Source organism: Ensifer sp. EB106-03-01-XG145, assembly GCF_058792075.1.
In genome coordinates this window covers 145,353-166,648 of the sequence record NZ_JBYTEC010000012.1, presented here as the reverse complement: position 1 = coordinate 166,648, position 21,296 = coordinate 145,353, and the positions used below count along the sequence as shown (strand labels likewise).

Below are 21,296 nucleotides of genomic sequence, written 5' to 3'. Positions count from 1 at the left end.
CTCACACCGCGCCACTTGGCGTATTCAGAACCGCCGGGGCTCTAGTCGCTGCTGGGTGAAAGTTCCGTGGCAGGTCAGGAGGTGTTGGGTGCACGTTGCTCCGCGTGTGGTCGCATAGGCTGGCTCAACAAGGACGCGTTGCTGGAGCGTTTGGGTGACCAATACCTGATGAACCTGCGCAGCCGGTTCCGCTGCGATTGCGGTAACCGCACCGATAACGTCGTGCTGATAGGGCGATTGCCGCGTTAATCGCCAACGAAACGTTGGCACCGATCGCGCTCGACAAACTTGCAGCCAGGACGGTTTTATCGCCGTGCCCGTCTCCAACCAGCGGCCCGCGCTTCGGCCTCGCTACAAAACCAGCGTTCGCCGTATCGCGAATTGATCACTGTGTCTGAATAGAACGTCTGGCCTGGTACGTGGTAGATCCGCTCTCCGGTGTTGATGCTGACATTGCCCTTGATGTTGCAACTTGGGTCGACCATGGGGAGGAGCGACGAAGGCTCGGCGACCCAATCCTCGACCGAAGCCACCCCAGCTATGCCTGTAACGCCCACAAGGACGAGCAGCGCCGGCGCTTCGCGCAGCAGCGATCTCCTCCGACGCTGCGGGACTTTGCGATACTGATGGCGCATATCTCCCCCTATGCCACCGTTGCATAGGGATTGAACGTCAAAGTCGCAGCCTTGTCAAAGCAACCTCTAAAATAGAGAACCTTTAAATTCCTGTGTTCGTCCGAATGGTTCCTGCTATCGCGTCAGCAAGACGGGGACAGTTTCATGCGCTGCGCTCGCGCTTCGCATGGCAACTGAAACGCACCTCGCCAGATACCTAGCGCCTGCGTCCGCGCTTTGTCCTGAGCGTCTGCATAGGCTCCACCACTGTATCGCGACCAGTCTACTGCCAGACCGTTCTCGACGAGCCAGCGGTTGACCTCTACTCCATCAGCGCGGAAGCAGACGCCCACGAAACGCCTGTACCGATCACGCTCGACGAACTCGCAACGCGCGGGCCGGGATGCCTGGAGAAACCGATCGAGCATCATGGCGGCCTCCCGGCCGCATTGATACCGGAGCCCGTCGCCGTCCTCACATGCCTGCCAGGATTCCGGCGCGTCAACGCCGTGGAGTCTGATCCGCTCGCCGGCGATTTCGATGGTGTCTCCGTCGATAACCGACGCACGGCCGACGATTGCGTCTTCAGCGAACGCCGGACACACAGAGATCAATCCGGCGAAGACGACCATGACCCATTTCATCGTGCGCGAAACCTCAATGGCCCCAGAAGAAGTAGACCGAGGCCCCAAAAATGTAGGCGCAGATCAACAGAGTGATTGGATAGCCCCAGAGAACCTTCTCGCGAGGCTGCATTTCGTTCTTGGATGCTTGGAACTCGTCGCCCCATGCCATCGGCGGGCCGAAATCGACTGAGAAATCCCAGCCGTTCCGCCAATAGAACAACAGCGACCTGAGGTACCAGAAGAGAAGCCAGGCCAGCACCGCACCGGAGAAACCGGTGAAGAGGTATGGCAGCGCCGCCGTGAAGAAGCTGGACATCGCTAGGCACCCGCGAACGCCACGTTGATGCCGGGATCGCCTTCGAACTTCGACGAGTTGATGTCGCGCGAGACGCGATGGAACTGCAAATCGCCATCCAGATTGCGCTGGAGTAGAGCCTTGGCGTCCGGCGCGCTGGTCTCCGACGACAGCCAGACGTCGTAGGCCTCCGGCTCCAGAATCACAGGCTGGCGGTCGTGGAGCTGTTTCATGGGCTGACCGGCAGCCATCGTTAGGATCGTGCAACTGATAACGTCAAGCGCCTTGTTGTAGGCCCAGAGGCCCGCGAAGGAGAACGGCTTGCGGTCCGGCAGATGTATGAACCAGGGGTCTTTTCCTCCGTCTTCGCCCTTGGTCCATTCGTAGAAGCCGTCGGCGGGCACCAGGCATCGCTTCGCCTTGAACGAGTCCTTGAAGGACGACTTGACGTCAGCCTCCTCCGAGCGGGCGTTGAACGTCGGGTGCCTTGGCATTTCCTTCGCCCAGAAAGGGACGAGCCACCAACGCCCCTCGCTGAGTTGTTGCGCTCCGTCGCGGCCCTGATGCACGAAGGGCACGGTCTGCGTCGGCGCAACGTTGTAGCGCGCCGGCGTGTTGCGGCCGTACCATTTGTCGGAAAGCCGATAGAGCCGCACCAGTTCGGCCCACTCCATCATCTGCGTGAAACGCCCACACATGCGCAGTCCCCCTCGCCAATTCGGTTGGCTAGTCGACCCAGCCACCGTCCCGCAGTATCTCCAAGAACAACCGGACGGCATCGTCGACATTGTCTACATTCAGCCATGCTGGCCCAATCTCGACCTCCATCCCCTCGATTGTGCGCTCCGAATAATACCGACGATCGATGTACGTGCAGCCCGCTTTCGCGCCACCGCCATAGACGGCGATGTAGAGCCAGCCGTCTGGCACATCCTCCGGCATGTTGGCGAGTTCGATGGCATAGCCGCGAAACCCTTCGCGGTCGTCACGCTGGTCGATGGCCTCGCGCAGCTTCGCTGGCAGGTCCTGCATGTCGATCCGTTGCGGAGGCAGACCAACCGTTTCGGCGGTTTCGAAGGGATTTTCGGGCGCGTCGTCGGCGACCTCGCCTGGAGTGAACTTGCCAGTCTCTGAAGGATCGTCTGTCATTGTCGTCTCCTCCACATCCAAAGGTACAACGTCGCCGACCCACGTCAATCTTCGGGTTTCGGGGTCAGCGGCTTTCCTCAACGTTGCCAGTCAGCACGGCAGACAGCATTTGGAGAACGGCATCTAGGCTGCCTGCTTCGCTGGCGGCCAGACCTCGGGTCGGTGCTCGAAGCAGTACCACTGAGGCTCTCCTTTCCCGACTGCAAACCCGAAACCGCCCCATTTTCCGCAACCGGGCTCCCGGCAATAGTGAACGTAGGGCCCTGCGCCTGTCCTCGTTGCTGTTGCCTCCGGCTCGTCGCTCATTGCGCCTCCTCGGCCCTGTCCGAAGATGGACGCCAGCCGCGGGCAAAGCCGACGCTCATGGTCGCTTCGACCAACGCCAGTTGCTCGCGAAGGTGCTTGCAGTCGGCCAGCAGCGTCCGGATCGTCGCTTGCGCGTCACCATCGTGCCAGGCCACGGCCGCAGCAATCTCGTCGATCGCTTCAGCTTTATCTTCGATCTGGATGAGCCGGTTGGCTGCGGACATAACTTCTCCTCCTCCGGCTCGCGCTGGAGTGCTTCATTTTCCAATGTTCAGGTGGCGGCCGCAACGCCAATGTTCCTATTATGTTCCAGGAGCCAGGGGAGTCAAGACCACGATCCGCTGACCGGCGATCGCACCGAGGAAAAGGGCGTCTAGCAATCCTCATCTGAACTGAACGTTCCGAATTCCGCGTCTCCGTCCATATCATCGTCCGCACCGTGGCTTCGGAGGAACATGCGAGGTCCCCAGGCGTTTACGATTGTTCCGATCCAAGGCGGCTACCGAGAAATCCGTCATCGGGCAAGGACATCACCTTTCAGGGAGACGAGCAATGGTTAGCAATGCTTTGAAGGCCCTCTTGGGGGTACTGGCTGTGGCGGGCTATCAGAACCGGGACAAAATTGGCGAGCTGCTGAATGGACTGCGAAATCCCTCGCAGCCAGGAGCCGATGGTCAACCTCAATCGGGCGGCGGATTAGGCGATCTCCTCGGCGGGCTGGCGGGCAGCGGCCAAACGGGCGCGGGTGGTCTCGGAGGCCTCGGAGGACTGTTTGGCGGTGCTGCCGCAGGAGGCGGTCTCGCCGGCAGCCTTGGCGAGTTGCTCCAACAGTTCCAAGAAAAAGGGCACGGGGAAACGGCTAACTCATGGGTCCAGCCCGGCGAGAACAAACCGGTCGACGACCGCGAACTATCCGATGTACTTGGCCCAGAAGTCCTCAATGACCTCTCGGCAAGGACCGGGCTCTCGCCCGAGGAAATACTAGGCCGCTTGAGCCGGGACCTCCCGACCGCCGTTGATGATCTGACTCCCAATGGCCAACTACCGTCTGATGACGAGACACGTGGGTCAGTCTCAACCGTGAATCCGCAGATGATTTGACGAAAGACGTCCGAACCCAAAGGCAAACAACGCGCGGTCCTTATGGAACGCACAGGCGTTCCGGCCGTTACATCTAAGTCTGTATCAGCGCGGCGCGCCACACGACATGGACTTACCCGGCGTCCTGACCGGATGGCGATTGTCGAGCGTGCCGCGTTCCCTGCCCGACCTTCGTTCAAGTTGCCGAACAAGCGAAATTACGGGTCTTTTGCCCATGGAGCCTCTTTCAAACGATCAACCGCCCGCGTAGGTTTCTGCGTGGCGAAGCGAATAGGTCGGCCGGCGAAAGCCGACTGGATGAGTGAAAAATGAGCGACGAGAACCTTCGCATGGCGCGGCACGCCGACGATCGCAAGGCGGATGCCGCCATTGTCTGAGGTCGCTACGCTTAGGTCCCTCAAAGGCCAAATCATCGTCGTCGAATGCAAGTCGTGCCAAGTTTACGGTGAGCTCGAACGCAACGCCCTGGTGACCAGGTTCAAGGCGAGCTTCCCCTTTCCAGGCTTCGACGAACCGTTGTAGGCGGATGTGAGAGAATGTGCGCGGACGGTGTCGATCGATGCGATGCCCGAGTGTCTGCGAGAGATCGCGACGACTAATCACCACTAAGGGTTGGTGTGCCACCATGGCCCGGTTTCCGGGAAGCGGAAGTATGCGGCTGTCTAATAGAAAGCTCGCGCACAGACCAACGGTCCTTGGCGCGGCAATGTACTTGTGGAAATCCTCAGTGTACCGCCACTGCTTTTGTTCCGCCCGGTGACAGTAATTCTTCAGCCTGCCAAGTTGACGCGTCAACAATGGGGGGAACTATGACAACAACAAACGAAATCGCGGAGAACATCGCAAACGCCCACGGCCTCACTAAGGTTCAGGGGAAGGCAGTCGTCGAGGCGGTGTTTGCGGCAATCACCGCAGCGGCAGCCTCGGGAAGCGAGACGTCGATCCCGGGCTTCGGCAAGTTCAAGGTGAAGGACACTCCCGAGCGGGAGGCGCGTAATCCTGCGACAGGGCAGACGATAAAGGTCGCTGCTGCAAAGAAGCTCAATTTTGCGCCGGCGAAGGCGCTCAAGGATGCGCTCAACAAGTGATAATGATTGAGGCTCCGGTGTCACCGGAGCCTCTCTTCAAGAATTATGCTGTCAAAACGGCCTAACGTTTTCGGCCTTCGATTTTCCCGTCTTGCGATCTTGTCCCAGGTCATAGGACACCGTCTGCCCCTCTTTAAGGACATCTCCGTACTGCAGCGCGGAGACATGGACAAACACGTCGGTGCCGCCTGTATCCGGCGTAATGAAACCAAAGCCCTTGTCCGTGTTGAAAAACTTCACCTTGCCCGTCGCCATATTGACCCTCTCGTGTTCGCCCGGTTCGTGCGGATAGCCATTTTTCATAAAATGCTAAACTAGGCCAGTACGACAAAACCCTTACCGCTCGATTACCAGTTCGGAAGGCCGTGGTTCGACCTATGGGGCCAATGCAGTGCCGAGGACTTTTGTCGCTTGCCGAGCCGTGATCTCTGGATCGACCGGCCCAAAAGCCACCGCTCCTTGTTCCGAAGCAGCTCTGAGAACCCTTGCGATAACGCGCGCGAGTTCAGATGAGAGCGAAACAGTGACTTGGCCGCCGGCTGATAGCACCGGAAGCAAACGTTGTACTTCGTCAACGAGGTCGGGGCTTAGGACTTCGAACTCAATCGTGGAGCGGTGGGCCATACTGCCTCTCCCTACGGCTTTCCTGCTGGTCCTCCCAAGCCTCCAGCTGGTCTGTTGACATTTCGCCGCGAGCGATCCGCAGCATGTCGGCCTTTACGTCCTCGGTGACTTCGTAACCGGACAGACGGGAGTTAGCGACCGCATCCTGAACCTTCTGTTCGGTTGTGGGAGCAAACCCCTTTCGCTCCATAGGTTCTCCTCAATGTGTGTTGAGCCCGCGCCGCTCGGCTAGGTCGACTGAAACGAAGGTCATTCGCTCTCCGGCTGCGGCAGTTGAAGCGTGGCCACTCTTTTCAATCGCGAAGCCTCCATCGCCGCAGCGCCGCATCGACCTCCTTCTCGATCTCGTCCTTGTCTGCACCTGATAAGGCATCTTCGGCCGCTTTCCGGACCCACGACGGATCGCGAGTATCGTAGCCCAACGGGTCATAATTGGGCGGCACGGGGCAGCCCCTCGAAGCCGACGGTTCGGTCCCGGCCTCCGACGCCGTTTTTCCCGGCTCACCGCCCGATCGTTTGGAGACCAAGATACGTCGCCCGAGAGGACGAAACCCGACCTCGTCGAGACCAGACCCAAAAGAGCGGTCTTCAGTGCGTTGCTCCGCTCGTGGTTTTGACTTGCCTGACCGCGAACCCCGCCCCTTGCGGCACCGACCTTTCTTTCTCATGTCTATGACCCCAAGCTGCGTGGAATCTTTGCGAGGCTGACCGTCGGCCGGCGACGTCTTTCAACGATCTCCCGGACCTCGTCGCCGGACAGCGATCTCGCTTCGATCAAGCGTCCCGCGATCTCATCCAATGCGGCGCGTCGGCTCCGAACGATCTCCTTGGCTCGCTCGAACTCGTTGGCGATGACATCGTGCACCCGCTTCCGCAATCCGGGGTCGTTGGCGCGGAGTGCCTCGAGCCGGCTCGCCGCGTTGTCCGCCACCATCAGCGTCTCTCCCATCCCAAGTCCGGCCTCCAAGAGGGTCGCGGTTCTGGTCACCGAATTCAGGTCGGCATTATGGGAACCTGCCGCGCCGTCGAAGAATGCCTCGAACACCACGGTTTCGGCAGCAATGCCTCCCAAAGTCACTGCGATATCGTCGAGGTACGCAGCTCGGGTCCTGCGCATATGCCGCGGCATCGCGTAGATCGCCCCGCCGACCTGATTGGCGTTCCCAGGTATGGCGTAGCTGGCAATCTTGACGCTCACCAGTTCACCGAACCCGAGCTCAACGGCGACAATGGCGTGGCCGGCCTCGTGCACAGCGACGGAATGAAGGTAGTCGGCCGGCAGCTCGGGTTCCGGCGGCAATTCTCCGACAATGTGCGCACCGGCGAAGTCTTCCCGTCGTCGTCGCGCCGATCGCTTTGCGAACCGAACGAGTTGCCCGATGTCGGCTCCGGAATAACCCTCGGTCGCAAGGGTGACCTGCTCGGCCTGATTCGGATCGAGGTCGATGCCGCTGTGATATTTCAGAATTGAATGCCTGGCATTTTCGTCAGGCAACGTGACCTCAAAATGCTGACCAAGCCTGCCTGGCCGTCGGATTGCCGGATCGAGCTGTTCCGGGTTGTTGCACGCCGAGATGACGATGACCCCTTTGCGCCGGTTAAAACCATCCAGCAATTCAAGGAAGCCTGCGATTAAGCCGCGCATGTAGCCGCGGTTACGGTCAGTTGCGCTTCGGTCTCCGAAAGTGTCGACCTCATCGACGAAGAGAATTGCCGGAGCCTTTGTGTTGGCTTCCTCAAAGGAGGCTCGCATGGCTTTCAAATGTTCATCCAGGGCACCCGCCATCTGCCAGGCGGAAACAGAGCCATAAATCAAAGGAACGCCGCAGGTCTTGGCCAGCGCGCCGGCAAACATCGTTTTCCCCGAACCAGGCGGGCCATAAATCAAGACTCCGGAGTCGACCTCCTCCCACTGGATACGTCCGGCCTTGTAGTCTGCCAAGTCGATCTCGAGGTCGCGCCCCCATTCGAGAAGCGGTCCGAACCCGTGCATTTCGTCAAGCGACGGCCCTTCGGTGTCTTCATTTACGGCAATAGTCGAAGCTCGGGGATATTGGCGTAGCCGCTCCATCGCGGAAGTCGGCTGACGACGGGTTTGGAAAGCCTGGTGTAGTCGAGACCATGTTTCCGATAACAGGATTTCGATGTCCCTGTCGGTCACGGGAATACCGAAACGTCGCAGCGCCGCCTCTGCTTGCCGTCTGGTCGGTGGCGCGACGCTCACCACGACATCCGCGAGGAGCCACGCTTCGGTGTCCAGCTCTCGGTCGGGCCCTGCGAAGAAAATCGCCTGGTCCTTGTTCAGGGCCACGACTTGGTCCCTGTGGCGTTTTTCGTCCCAAGCGCTGATACACGGATTGTAGTCCCGCTCCTCCCAGAGGCCCATAAGAAAGACCTCGGCAGCCTGGGAGTAAATCGGCAAGTAGCAGTCGTGTTGGATTTGCAAAATCGCAATGAACTTCGAGTTCTTCCGATTCCTGGAACGAAGCGCCGCCGCGATCGAACAGTAGGCCAGGAAAACCGGCAGGGTGACAAAAGGATCGTCGTTCGGTTTCGACAGCTTCCATGGGCAGCGAAACCGCTTGTCAGAACGTCTAGCCAACTGTGTGATCTCCGAGGTTGATTACAAGACCCGGGTCGAAATCGGGCACCGGTTCATCGGGATAGCCGCGGGGATTGCAGACTACTCGGGTGTCGATGATGGAGTAGTCGCTTCGATTGTGCAGGTGGCCGTGAATCCAGGCGACGGGTTGGTATTTGGCGATGTCCAGCTCGAGATTTGAGACGAAGCTTGGGGTCAACGGTGCGCCGACGAATTCCGGAGCGAGCGAAAGAACACTGGGCGCGTGATGCGTGACGACGACCGTCGGACCATCATATGGCTCGTCAAGGGTGGTCCGGATAAAGTGCTTGTCCATGTTATTGAAGCCGCTCGCATGGCCCGACGTGAACCGCTGATACGGTTCCTTCGAAACCTTGATTTTGCGAAAGTCGTTCAATTCATTCTGCGCAGTACGAAGCGCCCAATACATGTTGCCGTAAAGGTTGAAGTCGCCCCACAGCGTCGCGCCGACGAACCGATGGCCGCCGACGATGACCGCACGACGGCTCAGCACGTGGACGTTCGGGTAGCGCTCTGAAGCCGTGTCGAATGCCTCTTTCAGTCCTTCGACGATTGAACTGCGGTAATACTCGTGGTTGCCGGGGACTAGGATTACCGGCATCGACCGCGAGACGTGGTCGCCGAGGTAGCGGACTGTTTTGGCGGGACCTCCGTCGCAAATGTCTCCTGCACAAATGCAGACGTCGGCTTCGGGAACATCCAACGGACTGGGCTTGTCGTCGAACTCGGTATGGAGGTCGGAGAAAATCCAAGCTTTCATTGCTTCCCCTGTTCCGTCAGTGCCAGGGGGCGGGGCGATTGGGGGTGCCCAGCCGATACCAACGAGAAAACGAGCGCGCGAGCCCCTTTTCCGGATCGAAATAGAAGAGCTCGCTTGTCCGCGCAGCTCTATCGTCGGTGATGGCAGGATGACCGATCGGGCGTCCGATGAGGCATGGCACAGGGCGCTGTGCCAGCGACCATGAATTGATCGCAACCACGTCGCCGGAGTCTGGACCGCTCGTGTCCAAGCTTTCGATGTCGCTGGCGAGACGCCGAAGATGGGACACAAGCCCCGACCGACTCATTCCGAACCAAATCTCTGACGAATCGCTCATAGAGCCTCCGCTATCGTTCAGTATGCGCAAACTATTTACGCTTTTCGTGCACAATAACCAACGAAAAGCGAATTAAAAGACCCTATTTTGTTTTTCTTTGACTTTTTTTAGGAGGGCCGGTTCTTCACTCGGTATGAAGCCGATGAAGCCGCAAGTTCCACCACCTGCGTTGAGGGCTGCGCGAGCCCTTTTTGGACTTTCCCAACAAAGCTTGGCTGAGCTGGCAAAGACTTCTTTGCGTTCCGTTCAACTGGCCGAACGGGAGGATGGCGCAGGCGAGGAAGTGAATTCGAAGCTGCGATTTTTCTACGAGAGTCGCGGCGTAGTTTTTCTCGGTTCAGTCGAGATCAGTTCGGGATTGATATCCACTTGCGGCGTTCGCCTGTGGGACCCGTTTACGGACCAGCCACCAGAAAAGCTCCCAGACGATCAAACGAGGGCACACCGAATCTCGTTCGCAGCCGCGCGTTCCTTCCTCGATTTAAGCCTTGAGGCAGTCTCCAAGGGCTCTGGTATAAATCGACAGGCGGTCACTTCCCTCGTAACCGGAGTGGATACGGCGAGCACTGAAAAATACAAGAAACTGGTGCGCTATTTCGAAGAGCAAGGAATAGAGTTCCTGGGCCGACGAGACCCGGCGTCTCAAGGCTTCTTTGGGGTGGGCGTGAGGCTCGTGGACGCGAAGCTCGTTTAAAGGGCACCGACATCATTCCGAAAGTATCTAATGATGCACCAGACTCGGAATTTTCTTCGCGATACCGGATTTTGGGGAGCTCTTTTCGGCGTAAAAAAACGATTCAGGTTCCACGCGCAGTCGCGCATCACGTGAAATCGGTACAAAACACCCCTTACAGGCCGCGCAGTTCACTTACGCATTCGAGGTCTTGTTGAGACGACGCTTTCGCGAAAACCAGAATAAATATTCTGCTATTTCAATCAGATAAATGCGACATCCGATTCACACTAGATCATTTTTTTTCGTGAAAAAATCATTTTGAATTGAGGCTATAGAGCGGATTTTGGAGCGATCGGGTAGCGGAAAACGACTTTGGCATGATCTTGAGCATATATGGCAATGTTGCCAACTGCCAGCCCTCATCGGGCGCTGCTACATATCTCTTCGTCAACACGCACCGAGCCAAGGAGAGCCCCGATGAGCTACGTCACCGAAACCCCCGCTGCTTCCCCCGAGATTGCCATTGCCCATTTCGCCGGGCGCCTCAGCGTCGAAACCGATTGCGCCGACGTCGCCCATGCGCTGAAGAGCGGCGAGCAGGATTTCGTGCTCTTGCATGTGGTCGGCTCGGACGCTGCCTATGCCCGCCGCCACGTGCCGGGCGCGATCCACCTGCCCCACCGCGAGATCAGTGCCGAGCGCATGGCCGAGTGGCCTGAAGATACCATCTTCGTCGCCTACTGCGCCGGCCCGCATTGCAACGGCGCCGATCAGGCGGCCCTCAAGCTCGCCCGCCTCGGCCGCCCCGTGAAGATCATGATCGGCGGCATCACCGGCTGGGAAGACGAAGGCTTCGCCTTCGCCACCGGCGCAGCACCGGGTGAAGCGCAGGCCCTGCTCGCCGCTTGAGCGCCGGTCAGCGCGCACCACTGCGGCGTGCGCCTTGTTCAAGATCGCTACGGCACTTCGAACCGCTGGATAATTGTCCCTAAATGGGTTGCTATCCAAAGAATCTGCAGCAAGGCCGGCGTCCCCGCCGGACTTCAGTAACCCACACCTAACGGGTACCCCCCTTGCACGAGATGTCGAGATGAACGCATCACCCCTCACCGTCCGCCCCTTCGAACGCCACGACGTGACTGATGTGCTGGAGCTGATGCGCGGCCTTGCAATCTTCGAAGGTTACATCGACAAATTTTTCGTGACCGAAGCGGATCTCATCGAACACGGGCTTGGCGATAACCCGCGCTTCGGCGTGCTGGTCGCGGATCTCGGCGGTCGTGCAGTCGGCATCGCCGTACACTATGTCATCCCGTGGACCTACGATCTGAAGCCGACGCTGGTGCTGAAGGAACTTTTCGTTGATGAAACAGCACGTTCCTCGGGCGCAGGCGCCGCATTGATCGCAGCTTTGAAGCGCCACGCCGCCAGAACCGGCGCGCCGCGCATCAACTGGACCGTGCTTGCGACCAACGACGCCGCCAAGCGTTTTTACCGACGCGAAGGCGGCAGCCACGATGCGATCTGGGAACCCTGGACGATGCCGGTGGAGATCACCGCGGATGGCGGCGAAAGCTAGCGATCAGCCTGGCCATGGGCCGCAAAAATGACGTCTAACCCCGGCAAAGCCTTTCTAATCCGCTTGGGCAGGCCGCCGCGCGGCCCTGCCTAGCTCGAATTGACTACTCAAATGCCACATAAATTTGATTGATTTCAGACCCCGCTTTTGTCACACTGCACCTGTAATTGCACACCGCAAACATACAATCCCCGGAAGAGTAGTATGGTTGCGTTTTATTGCCGTGCAGTTGCTTTATTTGTTTTTATTGCGCGCCTGAGCCTCCGTTCCCCGCGGAGGCTCAGTTCATTTGAGGAACAGGCAAAGAGAAAGGGCCCCGACCAGTTCCGGTCGGGGCCCTTATATTGACTGCCGCAGGGGCACTGCAGAGGCTACACCGCCCCCTCAATGCCCGCCGAGCACCAGCGTCTGCACCGGCAGCATCAGGGCCTGCATGCGCAGGATCATCGCATGGACGAGGCCCACGGCGTCGACCACGTGCAGATAGGCCCAGCGGGCGGTGCTGATATCGGGCGACTCGAGCTCGTCATGGCTGTTGGTATAGGCATTGGCGATGCAGCTGCTGCCGGGCGGAATGTCCTCGAGCACGCCGGGATAGAGCGGCTCCATGACCACGGTGAGCGTGCCGGGCTGCGAGATCTGGGCGACATCGATCAGCTGGTCGCTCGCCCTCACCTGGCCGGAGGCGATCACGTCCTGCACGTCGGTGACGACCAAGGGAATGATGGTGAAGGGCTTGCCGATGCAGGTGGCCTCGCCGATCATGCCGACCTTCATCACCTGCGCCTCGATCTGCCCGAAGCCAGCGACCAGCTGCGCCCGGCCCGCATCTTCAGGGACGAGAACGCCCGCTGGCCGCAGAAGCGGATTGACGACCTCGCCGACCCGGAGTGCGAACTGCTGCACCCGGCCGGACACGCCGGCGCGCACGGTGGTCTTGCTAATATCGACCTCCGCCTCCTTCAGGGCCGCTTCGGCGCTCGCCTTTTGCGAAGGCAGCAGTGAAACGAGCTTGGTCTCCAGTGTCTGCTTGTTGGAAAGGACAGCGGTGAGCGCGCCCTTGCGCCCTTCGAGGTTGACCTGCCGACGCTCGATCTCGCGCCGTGCGACGACGTTGGGGTTCAGCTTGTTGAGTTCGACCTGGGTGTCGTACTCGTCCTGAGCCTGTTGCACGGCCGCCTGGGCTTCCACGATCGCGCCATCGGCGGCGACCAGCTCGGTGCGAGCGACGGCGAGCTCCGCTTCCACTTCGGCGATCTGGCGGCGGGCAACCTCGGCGGCGGCTTCCTGTTCGGAGCTGTCGAGCTTGAACAACGGCTGGCCGGCCTTCACCTTCTCGAAGCGCGTCGCATAGATTTCCGAAACGCGCCCGCCGGCTTCCGGCAGGATGGCGACCGTGCGGAACGCCGCGGTGACATTCTTCGTCGACGGGTGGAAGTAGAAGATCAGCGTGATCAGCGAGATCGTCAGGATGATGCAGGCGGTGATGCCCCAGCGCAGTTCGAACCACACCGAATAGATGGTGATCTCCCGCCCGAACCTTTTGCCCTGGACATAGCGGCGGAAGAGATAGTCAGGAAGGATCGTCAGCATCGAGCAAAGCATGAATTCGAACATGGCTCAGGCCTTCCCTTCCATCGACGGCTGATCTGCAGGTGCGGCCGGATGGCTCGCCACCGGCTCGAGCTCGGGCGGCACCGGTTCAGTTGATGCATCCACCTTGCCGGCGATCCTCTCCAGAGAGCGGGAGATCGACGAGAGCGGCGACGAAAAATCCGGCAGGTCGATCAGCGCCAGGATCAGCGCCGCGATCCAGAAGATGTTGTTGTGCGTGAGCAGCGAGATCAGCCCCAGCACCGCCACCAGCTCGTATTGCACCTTGTGGCTCTTGTGCGCCATGGTTTCGGGCAGCGAATGCAGCCTGAGATAGAAGGTGCCGAGGGCGAAGATCGCCAGGATCATGAAGACGACGACGACGTTGAACAGGACGTCGCTTTGTCCCGGCGCCGTGATGAATGCCGGCAAATGATGGATTGCAGTGGGATGGATGGCCTCGGACATTACGCCTCCACAAAACGGACTGGACCAAGAGAATCGTACATTAACACACCCCCAAAAAACACAAGTAAAACCTTGCACCTCAGCCGCAACTTGACCTTGCGGCGCTCGGCGCCCTATCAGATCAACGCGCTAGCACTTTGAAATGCCGGAGGTTTCGAGCAGGATCCTTGCCGGCATGCTGTTCCCAAGGTAACGGCAAATGATGCCCGCTCGCCCTATCGCGCGCGGCAGACGACCGCGCTCTTGCCCATTGCCCCGAAGGAGACCGATATGGCCCAGAACATTTACGACAAGCCGGAATTCTTCGAAGGCTACAGCCAGCTCGGACGCTCGGTGCATGGCCTTGCGGGCGCTGCCGAATGGCCGGCGATTCGCGCCCAATTGCCGGATCTGTCGGGAAAACGCGTCGTCGATCTCGGTTGCGGCTTCGGCTGGTTCTCGCGTTATGCCCGCGAGGCTGGTGCGGCCCAGGTGCTCGGCCTCGATCTCTCGGAAAAAATGATCGCCCGCGCCAGGGCCGATACGTCCGATCCGGAGATCGACTACCGGATCGCCGATCTCGATCAGCTCGAATTGCCCGAAGAGAGCTTCGACTTCGCCTATAGCTCGCTCGCCTTCCACTATGTCGAGGATTTCGGCCGGCTGGTCGCCACCATCCACCGGGCGCTGGTTCCCGGCGCGCATTTCGTCTTCACCATCGAGCACCCGATCTATATGGCGTCGCTCAATCCCGGCTGGCGGCTTGAGAACGGCGAGCGCACCTGGCCGGTCGATCACTATTCGGCCGAGGGACCGCGCACCACCGACTGGCTGGCGAAGGGCGTCATCAAGCACCACCGCACGACAGGCACGACGCTCAACACGCTGATATCAACGGGCTTTGCCATCCGCCACGTAGAGGAGTGGCGGCCGACGGAGGCGCAGATCGCCGAAATCCCGGCGCTGGCGGAAGAAGTCGACCGGCCGATGATCCTGATCGTGAATGTGCAGAAGTAGGTAGCCACTTTGGTCCACCCTCGCGTCACGAGCCTGAGAGGAATGTTTCCATCGCCGCGCTGCGGCACGCATGGGTGACCCCGATCACGGCCGCTTCGCGACGGGAAACATTCGCTTTGTCCCAATAGGCCTGTCCGGATTTGGCGCTCGGCCTGGACGTCGTCTCCAACATGTCAGAGAGTGTTTTGTTCACGCACCCCAGGACGAGCGCACGTACCGCCTGAATGCCGCATTCAGCGCCGTGTGCGTTCAGGCGGATTTGGGGCATTTCCTTGAGCTGTTGATCCACACCCCTCAGCAGGAAGGCGGTTTCGTCCCGTGGGAACGCATTCGCCGAGAGCACCTTTTGCAGCCGGGCCCGTTCCGCCGAGTAGCTGATCTTGGGGCAGGACGGCGCGGCTTCGGCAGCCGGTGCACTGAAACCGGCAAGCGTGAAGGCCATGGCATAAAGGCAGCCCAAGCGCTGATGTCTCGTCATCTGGATCCCCGACTCCCTGAAATGAGACGGGAACATAGAGATCAGAGCACCATCCAGAAAGTGCAATTCTGCAGCACTGCACGCCTTTGCCGACGCGCAGCGCTGTCGCTCTTTCGGAGTTGCCGCATATTTGCCCTCCGGTCGGCTGGAAACATGCGGCAAAGAACCCCTCAGCCCTTCTCCTTCAGCGTCTCCTTCTGGGTGATCAGGCGGGCGCTGTGCTGGCCGCTGAGATAGGTCCAGAACCAGCTCCAGGCGACCGCGAAGCGGCTGCGCGTGCCGATCAGGAAGTAGATGTGGGCGATGCCCCAGATCCACCATGCAAGCGCGCCCTTCAGCTTGAACCGGCCGAAATCGATGATCGCGGCGCGGCGGCCGATGGTGGCGAGGCTGCCCTGGTGGCGGTAGCGGAAATCGGCGGGCGGATTGTCGCCTGCAAGCCGCGCGCGGATGACATCGGCCACATAGGCGCCCTGCTGCTTGGCGGCGGGCGCAATGCCCGGCACCGGCTTGCCGCCGTCATAGGTAACCGAAGCCGTGTCGCCGATGACGAAGACATCGGGATGATCGGGTGCAGTCAGATCGGCGCCGACAATCGCCCGACCGGCGCGGTCAGCAGTGATATCAAGCCAGCGGGCAGCGGGTGACGCCTGGACGCCCGCAGCCCAGACGAGCGTGCGGCTGGCGACGAATTCCTCGCCGATCATCACGCCCTCTTCGGTGCATGATGTCACCGGCGTGCCGGTGCGAACCTCGACGCCGAGGCGCTCCAGTTCCTTGACCGCATAGGCCGAGAGATCCTCGCTGAACGCAGCGAGAATGCGCGGACCCGCCTCGACCAGGAGCACGCGCGTTTGCCGCGTATCGATGCGGCGAAATTCGTCTGGAAGCGTGCGATGCGCCATCTCGGCGATGATGCCGGCAAGCTCGACGCCCGTCGGGCCGGCACCGATGACGGTGAAGGTCAGGAGCGCTGCGCGGGCATCCGGATCCTCTTCCAGCTCGGCGCGCTCGAAGGCGAGCAGCACGCGGCGGCGGATCGTCGTCGCGTCCTCCAGCGTCTTCAGGCCGGGGGCGAAGGGCTCCCATTCGTCATGGCCGAAATAGGCATGCGTCGCCCCGGTCGCCAACACCAGCGTATCGTAGCCGATGCGCTTGCCGTCCCTGAGAACGACCGCCTTTTCGGCCGCGTCCACATCCGTCACCTCGCCGAGCAGCGTCGTCACCTCCGGCCGGTCGCGCCAAAGGCTGCGGATCGGCCAGGCGATTTCCGAGGTGGCGATCAGCGTCGTTGCCACCTGATAGAGCAAGGGCTGGAAAAGATGGTGGTTACGCCGGTCGATGAGGGTGATGCGAACCGGCGCGCCGGCGAGCCCTTTGACGAGCTGCAATCCGCCGAACCCGCCGCCAACGACGACCACATGATGCCTGTCCTGCATGTTTGCTTCCAGCTGGCTCCCAGCCGGCCTTCTATTGGACATGCCACAAGATTGGGGTTGTGGTCAGCAAGGACAAGCGCAGCCACCTCATGTCACCCTTGCAAAAAGTCAAGAACGGCCGGCGATCAAGGCCTTGTCGCGAAGGTGATCTCGTCGGCCGCGTCCACCAGCACGATCTCGTCGCCGAGCGACCATTCGGCTGCGCGCGCGGCCAGCCGCGCCGGCACCATCGGCGATCGGCCGGGACCGGGCGGCACGTCATAGGTGGCGTGGGCGTCGTTGGCGAGGATCACGGTGAAGCCCTTCACCATTGCCGTGCGGGCCGTCGCCGCCAGGCACATCTCCGAGAGCATGCCGCAAATTGCGATCGTTTCGATCTCTCGCTTCCGCAACAGATCCTCAAGGTCGGTGCCATCGAAACCGTCGTCCTTCAGTTTGCGCACCACCGCCTCTTCCGCCTCCGCCGGATAGAAGAGCTGCCAGCCGTCGGTCTCCGGCTCGTCGGAGGCACCCTCGGGTCCGTCATTCTGCAGGAAGATCACCGGCACGCCTGCCGCACGAGCCTGCCGCAACAGAACCCCGACGGCGCGCTGAAGGCCGACATGGCCGGGCACCGCCTCCGGCCCGGAGATGAAAGCGCGCTGGACATCGACGACCACAAGCGCATCGGCAACGTCGCCTTCGTTCGCGGTGCTCGCCTCGTTTGCCTCATCCGTCATTGATTCTTACTCCGCATAATCGACCGGCACCGCCGTGCCGCTCTTCAGGATTTCCATCGAGATCGAGGCGGAAACGTCGAAGAGCTCCACCTTTCGCACGATCTGCTTGTAGACCACGTCGTAGTGCTCGACGCGCGGCAGCACGACCTTGACGATATAGTCATGGTTTCCCGTCAATCGATGTGCCTCGACGATTTCAGGGATATCGCTGATCGCGCGGCGGAACGTCTCGATCCACTCGTCCGAATGATGCGCCGTCTTGATCAGCGCGAAGACGGTGGTCGGCACGCCCATGCGCTCGCGGTCGAGCACGACGATCCGCCTGGCGATGTAACCCGCCTCCTCCAGCCGCTGGATGCGGCGCGAACAGGCGGAAAGCGAAAGATTGACCCGCTCTGCCAATTCGCCGACCGCGACGCTGGCATCCTGCTGCAACAGCCCAAGCAGCTTCCTGTCTCTCTCGTCAAGCACGCCGATCCCTCCACCCATTGCGATTCAATGCCGTATATATTTGCACAAATTTACCTCTATGCGCAAATTTTTCGCGCCGAACGGCATTCCTCTCGCGAACAAAGCGAACCATTCCGGCGGCTTCGGCCGCATAGTTCTGGCCATCGAACAACGGCGTGCCCGGCGCGCCATAAAGGGAAAGAGGAATGGCGATGCGCAAGATTGGTCTGATCGGCGGTATGAGCTTCGAAAGCTCGGCAGTCTATTATCGCATGGTCAACGAGGCCGTTCGCGAGCGTCTGGGCGCCCTGCATTCGGCCGAGGTGCTGCTGCACTCCGTCGACTTCCAGTCGATCGTCGACCTGCAGAAGGCCGGCCGCTGGGATGATGCCGCCAAGCGGCTTGCCGATGTCGCCCGCGGCCTGGAAGCGGCCGGCGCCGATTGCGTGCTGATCTGCACCAACACCATGCACCTGATCGCAGACGCGGTGCAGGCGGCCGTCGACATCCCGCTGATCAACATCATCGACGAGACGGCCCTTCGCCTCAAGGCCGCCGGCAGCCGCAAGCCGCTGCTGCTCGCCACCCGCTATACCATGGAGCACGGCTTCTACGCAGAGCGCATGCGGAGCCACGGCATCGACATCATGGTGCCGGACGCGGATGGCCGGACGCTCGTCCACAACGTCATCTTTGACGAACTCTGCGCCGGCAAGGTGCTGCGCTCTTCCCGCAGGGCGTTGATCGACCTGATCGACAAGGCCGAGGCGGAAGGCGCGGACGCCGTCATCCTCGGCTGCACCGAGATCTGCCTGACCCTCGACCCCAGGGCCCTGCCGCTGCCGGGCTTCGATTCCACCGCGATCCACGCGGACGCTGCCGTCGAGTTTGCGCTCGAGGGCGCGTTGCTGGCACGGGCTGCCTGAACAGAAACGAGAAACGGGTGCAAACGCAGGGCGGGAAATCCGCCCTCCGCTTTGCGTCCAGTCATTTTCTTGGAAGCGGCTGCAGGAAGATGCGCTCGTAGCTGATGAACGGCGGATCGTCCGCGTAACGCGCATTGGCCGCGATGCCGTCCGGATCGCTGGCAACGTCACGGCGATAGCGGCGGTAAGCCGCCTCGTCCGGAAAGGTAAAGAGCGCGATGGCGATATCGCCGGCGCCCTCCTCGCCGACACCCGGAAAGCTCGTGCCGATGCCCTCGGGCTTTTCGCGCGGGATGAAATAGCCGTGGTGCGTGCCGCCATGACGCTCGATGAGCTCAACCCAGGTTCGGGCATAGGCATCGAACTCCGTCATCCGGCCCTGCGCGAGCCGGTAGCGGATTTCACAGCTGACGGGACCGTCCGGCATCAGGCTTCCTCTCCCTTGTATCCAGATCGCGGGCCGCGAAGGCCGATGCAATTGCCCCAGGGATCGCGCACCTGGCACATCCAGAGCCCCTCCTGGATCGCCATCGGTCCACGATAGAGAGGTGCGCCGAGCGCTTCGAAATGGGCAAGCGCCCGGTCGAAATCCTCGACCGCCCAGTAGACGACGGAACCTGCGGCACCGCTCGCCACCTTCTCATCCGCCTGAACGATTTCGAGATCCACCGTGCCGACCTTGAGATAGGCGAAGTCGAACGCCTGAAGCCACCGGCGTTCGGCCGTTGGGAAAGCACGCTGATACCAGGCGAGCCCCTCTTCCGTGTCGGGAACATGCACCAGTATGGCCGCCACGCTTTCGGTCATCGCAATTTCTCCATCCCTCCATCCGGCCCTCTCGTTACAGGATTCGCCGACTGCCTCAGGCGGAAATCGCATCCGAGGCGGACCGGAACAGGCCGTCCGGGCGCGCGCCCAACGCCTGCCAATCGCATTCGGCAAGCCCGGCCGACGCGAAGGGGTCGATCAGCGTGCCCGAGACGATCGAGGCGAGCAGCGCCTGCATCGGCGGCGTGCGGGCGATCGTCGCGACCAGCCGGTCGCGTAGCCAGGCGAGAAGCGTCGAGTCCGACTGGTAGAACGGCGTGAAGGCCAGCGAGAGAAGCTGGAACAGCGCGACATGATTGCGCCGCGCGGCAGCATAGGTGGCAAGGGCGCAATCAAGATCCGGCGCGGTCTCCAGCGCATGCGTCAGCGCCGCCACGTCGAGAAGCGCCATGTTCGCCCCCTGCCCGAGCTGCGGGCTCGTCGAATGGGCACTGTCGCCGAGGAAGGCGACACGGCCGGAGACGGGCGGGCGCATGGTGCGATGCGCATAGCGCGCCAGCGTCAGTTGCTCCCAGTCGGCGACCTGATCGAGCAAGGGCGCACAATCCGGCCAGTAGTCGAGGATACGCGCCTTCCAGCGCTCAAGCCCGGCAATGCGCACCGCGTCCGCATCCGCGACCCTCAGGCTCCAGAAGAAGGCGACGCGCGCCTTCTCGCCGACCCGCGCCCTGCCCGCCGGCAGGATGCCGATCATCACCCGCGCCTGGTCGTAGCGCTGCACCAGGGCGTGAGGATCATGGACGAGCCCTTCGCTGTCGAGCGTCGCCCAGAAGGCACCATAGGTGAGCTCGCGCACTTTGGGCGCGACAGCGGAGCCGGCCGATAGCGTCGAGCGCGCACCGCTCGCGTCGATCACCAGATCATAGGCGCCCACCTCGCACCCCTCTGTGTCCAGAAGCACTGCCTTGGCACCCGCCATTCGGACATCGGCGAGCGTGACGCCAGTGCGAATCGGCAAGCCGGCGGCGACCACGGCATCATGCAGCGTGTTGAAAAGCGCCGCGCGCTGCACCGCCAGCCCGAAGCGGCCACCGGCCAGCGCGTCATAGCGCACGTCGAGAACGGTGCGGCCGGATCTTGCATCGGCGCCATAGAGCCGGTCGATCCGGCTGCCGAGGGCAAGCATGGACGGCAGCAGGCCGAGCGCGTTCAGCACCGTCAGTCCCGTCGGCTGCAGCATCAGGCCGGAACCGACCGGCGAGGCCACGTCGAAGCGTTCGAGGATTTCCACCCGATGACCCTGCCGCGACAGCATCAGCGCCGCCGCGAGCCCCGCCGGGCCGGCGCCCGCAATGCCGATATCAAGTGTCTTCATGGGTCCCCGAGGTGAGTAGGCAGTCGACGAAACTATAGGGAAAATCAAGGCGCTAGCGCAAGTCTACACGAAGGGACACGACGTCGCGCACGTGGTCGACAGCCCCTCATCCCCCTGCCGGGACCTTCTCCCCGCAGGCGGGGCGAAGGAGACTCGTGGCACCCCCTCGCTCCACCTCACGATTTTCAGTCACGACATTCTCGACAGCAGGTCCCGGCTGGGAGCGCAGCCGTCGTCCACGTCCCCTCTCCTCGCCCGCGGGGAGAGGGCTAGGGTGAGGGGCAAACTTCGCTAGCGAAAGCCCGG

The 21,296-nt window shown here is 61.3% G+C and carries 26 protein-coding genes; 7 read left to right on the top strand and 19 right to left on the bottom strand.

The annotated features are described in order from the left end of the window. Nucleotides 1-305: 305 nt before the first annotated feature. The 6 genes from AC3WWH_RS25100 to AC3WWH_RS25075 all read right to left on the bottom strand — a co-directional run bounded on the left by AC3WWH_RS25100 (nucleotide 306) and on the right by AC3WWH_RS25075 (nucleotide 3,214). On the bottom strand, nucleotides 306-635 hold the full coding sequence (locus AC3WWH_RS25100) for a sunset domain-containing protein (protein WP_492377316.1): 330 nt from the start codon (nucleotides 633-635) through the stop codon (nucleotides 306-308). 122 nt (nucleotides 636-757) lie between these two features. Beyond that, the gene (locus AC3WWH_RS25095) at nucleotides 758-1,258 is read right to left on the bottom strand and encodes a thermonuclease family protein (RefSeq protein WP_492377315.1); all 501 of its coding nucleotides are present in this window, start codon (nucleotides 1,256-1,258) and stop codon (nucleotides 758-760) included. Between the two features lie 13 nt (nucleotides 1,259-1,271). Continuing rightward, a complete protein-coding gene (locus AC3WWH_RS25090) occupies nucleotides 1,272-1,556 on the bottom strand; it encodes a hypothetical protein (protein WP_492377314.1) in 285 nt (94 codons plus the stop codon). A gap of 2 nt (nucleotides 1,557-1,558) precedes the next feature. Next, nucleotides 1,559-2,233, bottom strand: coding sequence for an SOS response-associated peptidase (locus tag AC3WWH_RS25085; RefSeq protein WP_492377313.1), 675 nt, complete (start codon nucleotides 2,231-2,233; stop codon nucleotides 1,559-1,561). Between the two features lie 28 nt (nucleotides 2,234-2,261). After that, entirely contained in the window at nucleotides 2,262-2,684 is a 423-nt protein-coding gene (locus AC3WWH_RS25080) for a hypothetical protein (RefSeq protein ID WP_492377312.1), read from the bottom strand. A 302-nt stretch (nucleotides 2,685-2,986) separates the two neighbouring features. Continuing rightward, nucleotides 2,987-3,214, bottom strand: a complete 228-nt coding sequence (locus tag AC3WWH_RS25075) for a hypothetical protein (protein WP_492377311.1) — start codon at nucleotides 3,212-3,214, stop codon at nucleotides 2,987-2,989. Between the two features lie 328 nt (nucleotides 3,215-3,542). Here AC3WWH_RS25075 and AC3WWH_RS25070 point away from each other — a divergent pair, with 328 nt between their 5' ends. Both AC3WWH_RS25070 and AC3WWH_RS25065 read left to right on the top strand, forming a co-directional pair. Then, nucleotides 3,543-4,091, top strand: coding sequence for a YidB family protein (locus AC3WWH_RS25070; RefSeq protein WP_492377310.1), 549 nt, complete (start codon nucleotides 3,543-3,545; stop codon nucleotides 4,089-4,091). Between the two features lie 809 nt (nucleotides 4,092-4,900). After that, on the top strand, nucleotides 4,901-5,179 hold the full coding sequence (locus AC3WWH_RS25065; protein ID WP_492377309.1) for an HU family DNA-binding protein: 279 nt from the start codon (nucleotides 4,901-4,903) through the stop codon (nucleotides 5,177-5,179). 51 nt (nucleotides 5,180-5,230) lie between these two features. Here AC3WWH_RS25065 and AC3WWH_RS25060 read toward each other — a convergent pair whose 3' ends face one another. The 4 genes from AC3WWH_RS25060 to AC3WWH_RS25045 form a co-directional block, all read right to left on the bottom strand. Next, nucleotides 5,231-5,434, bottom strand: a complete 204-nt coding sequence (locus tag AC3WWH_RS25060; protein ID WP_492377308.1) for a cold-shock protein — start codon at nucleotides 5,432-5,434, stop codon at nucleotides 5,231-5,233. Between the two features lie 346 nt (nucleotides 5,435-5,780). Beyond that, nucleotides 5,781-5,993 carry an antitoxin VbhA family protein gene (locus AC3WWH_RS25055; protein WP_492377307.1) on the bottom strand — a complete coding sequence of 71 codons (213 nt, stop codon included), beginning with the start codon at nucleotides 5,991-5,993 and terminating at the stop codon, nucleotides 5,781-5,783. A 480-nt stretch (nucleotides 5,994-6,473) separates the two neighbouring features. Then, nucleotides 6,474-8,405 carry an AAA family ATPase gene (locus AC3WWH_RS25050; RefSeq protein ID WP_492377306.1) on the bottom strand — a complete coding sequence of 644 codons (1,932 nt, stop codon included), beginning with the start codon at nucleotides 8,403-8,405 and terminating at the stop codon, nucleotides 6,474-6,476. Then, entirely contained in the window at nucleotides 8,398-9,186 is a 789-nt protein-coding gene (locus AC3WWH_RS25045; protein WP_492377305.1) for a metallophosphoesterase, read from the bottom strand. Before AC3WWH_RS25045 ends, AC3WWH_RS25050 begins: the two co-directional genes overlap by 8 nt. Before the next feature lie 479 nt (nucleotides 9,187-9,665). Here AC3WWH_RS25045 and AC3WWH_RS25040 point away from each other — a divergent pair, with 479 nt between their 5' ends. The 3 genes from AC3WWH_RS25040 to AC3WWH_RS25030 all read left to right on the top strand — a co-directional run bounded on the left by AC3WWH_RS25040 (nucleotide 9,666) and on the right by AC3WWH_RS25030 (nucleotide 11,778). After that, the gene (locus AC3WWH_RS25040) at nucleotides 9,666-10,217 is read left to right on the top strand and encodes a helix-turn-helix domain-containing protein (protein WP_492377304.1); all 552 of its coding nucleotides are present in this window, start codon (nucleotides 9,666-9,668) and stop codon (nucleotides 10,215-10,217) included. A 459-nt stretch (nucleotides 10,218-10,676) separates the two neighbouring features. Further along, nucleotides 10,677-11,108 carry a rhodanese-like domain-containing protein gene (locus AC3WWH_RS25035; RefSeq protein WP_057253681.1) on the top strand — a complete coding sequence of 144 codons (432 nt, stop codon included), beginning with the start codon at nucleotides 10,677-10,679 and terminating at the stop codon, nucleotides 11,106-11,108. Between the two features lie 181 nt (nucleotides 11,109-11,289). Beyond that, entirely contained in the window at nucleotides 11,290-11,778 is a 489-nt protein-coding gene (locus AC3WWH_RS25030; protein ID WP_058321327.1) for a GNAT family N-acetyltransferase, read from the top strand. 384 nt (nucleotides 11,779-12,162) lie between these two features. On the opposite strand, the gene AC3WWH_RS25025 is transcribed toward AC3WWH_RS25030, so the two are convergent. Beyond that, entirely contained in the window at nucleotides 12,163-13,395 is a 1,233-nt protein-coding gene (locus AC3WWH_RS25025) for an HlyD family secretion protein (protein ID WP_057253677.1), read from the bottom strand. Between the two features lie 3 nt (nucleotides 13,396-13,398). Then, nucleotides 13,399-13,839: a hypothetical protein gene (locus AC3WWH_RS25020; protein ID WP_199536405.1), complete on the bottom strand. Its 441-nt coding sequence runs from the start codon at nucleotides 13,837-13,839 to the stop codon at nucleotides 13,399-13,401. 270 nt (nucleotides 13,840-14,109) lie between these two features. On the opposite strand from AC3WWH_RS25020, the gene AC3WWH_RS25015 reads away from it, so the two are divergent. Beyond that, nucleotides 14,110-14,835 carry a class I SAM-dependent methyltransferase gene (locus AC3WWH_RS25015; RefSeq protein WP_058321309.1) on the top strand — a complete coding sequence of 242 codons (726 nt, stop codon included), beginning with the start codon at nucleotides 14,110-14,112 and terminating at the stop codon, nucleotides 14,833-14,835. A 25-nt stretch (nucleotides 14,836-14,860) separates the two neighbouring features. On the opposite strand, the gene AC3WWH_RS25010 is transcribed toward AC3WWH_RS25015, so the two are convergent. From AC3WWH_RS25010 to AC3WWH_RS24995, 4 genes are all read right to left on the bottom strand, one after another. Beyond that, nucleotides 14,861-15,313, bottom strand: coding sequence for a hypothetical protein (locus tag AC3WWH_RS25010; protein WP_162752654.1), 453 nt, complete (start codon nucleotides 15,311-15,313; stop codon nucleotides 14,861-14,863). Between the two features lie 170 nt (nucleotides 15,314-15,483). Beyond that, nucleotides 15,484-16,752 (bottom strand): NAD(P)/FAD-dependent oxidoreductase, encoded by a 1,269-nt coding sequence (locus AC3WWH_RS25005; protein ID WP_058321307.1) that lies wholly within the window; start codon nucleotides 16,750-16,752, stop codon nucleotides 15,484-15,486. Between the two features lie 125 nt (nucleotides 16,753-16,877). Continuing rightward, nucleotides 16,878-17,471 (bottom strand): isochorismatase family protein, encoded by a 594-nt coding sequence (locus AC3WWH_RS25000; RefSeq protein WP_058321306.1) that lies wholly within the window; start codon nucleotides 17,469-17,471, stop codon nucleotides 16,878-16,880. Nucleotides 17,472-17,477: 6 nt separating this feature from the next. Next, nucleotides 17,478-17,942, bottom strand: coding sequence for an Lrp/AsnC family transcriptional regulator (locus AC3WWH_RS24995; protein WP_057253667.1), 465 nt, complete (start codon nucleotides 17,940-17,942; stop codon nucleotides 17,478-17,480). 185 nt (nucleotides 17,943-18,127) lie between these two features. Here AC3WWH_RS24995 and AC3WWH_RS24990 point away from each other — a divergent pair, with 185 nt between their 5' ends. Continuing rightward, nucleotides 18,128-18,847 (top strand): aspartate/glutamate racemase family protein, encoded by a 720-nt coding sequence (locus AC3WWH_RS24990; RefSeq protein WP_082640709.1) that lies wholly within the window; start codon nucleotides 18,128-18,130, stop codon nucleotides 18,845-18,847. 61 nt (nucleotides 18,848-18,908) lie between these two features. On the opposite strand, the gene AC3WWH_RS24985 is transcribed toward AC3WWH_RS24990, so the two are convergent. From AC3WWH_RS24985 to AC3WWH_RS24975, 3 genes are read right to left on the bottom strand one after another with little or no spacing between them, the layout of a single operon-like run. Beyond that, on the bottom strand, nucleotides 18,909-19,274 hold the full coding sequence (locus tag AC3WWH_RS24985; RefSeq protein ID WP_058321305.1) for an NIPSNAP family protein: 366 nt from the start codon (nucleotides 19,272-19,274) through the stop codon (nucleotides 18,909-18,911). Continuing rightward, nucleotides 19,274-19,654, bottom strand: a complete 381-nt coding sequence (locus AC3WWH_RS24980; protein ID WP_058321304.1) for a VOC family protein — start codon at nucleotides 19,652-19,654, stop codon at nucleotides 19,274-19,276. Before AC3WWH_RS24980 ends, AC3WWH_RS24985 begins: the two co-directional genes overlap by 1 nt. A gap of 55 nt (nucleotides 19,655-19,709) precedes the next feature. Continuing rightward, nucleotides 19,710-20,990 carry an FAD-dependent oxidoreductase gene (locus AC3WWH_RS24975; protein WP_058321303.1) on the bottom strand — a complete coding sequence of 427 codons (1,281 nt, stop codon included), beginning with the start codon at nucleotides 20,988-20,990 and terminating at the stop codon, nucleotides 19,710-19,712. Nucleotides 20,991-21,296 lie beyond the last annotated feature (306 nt).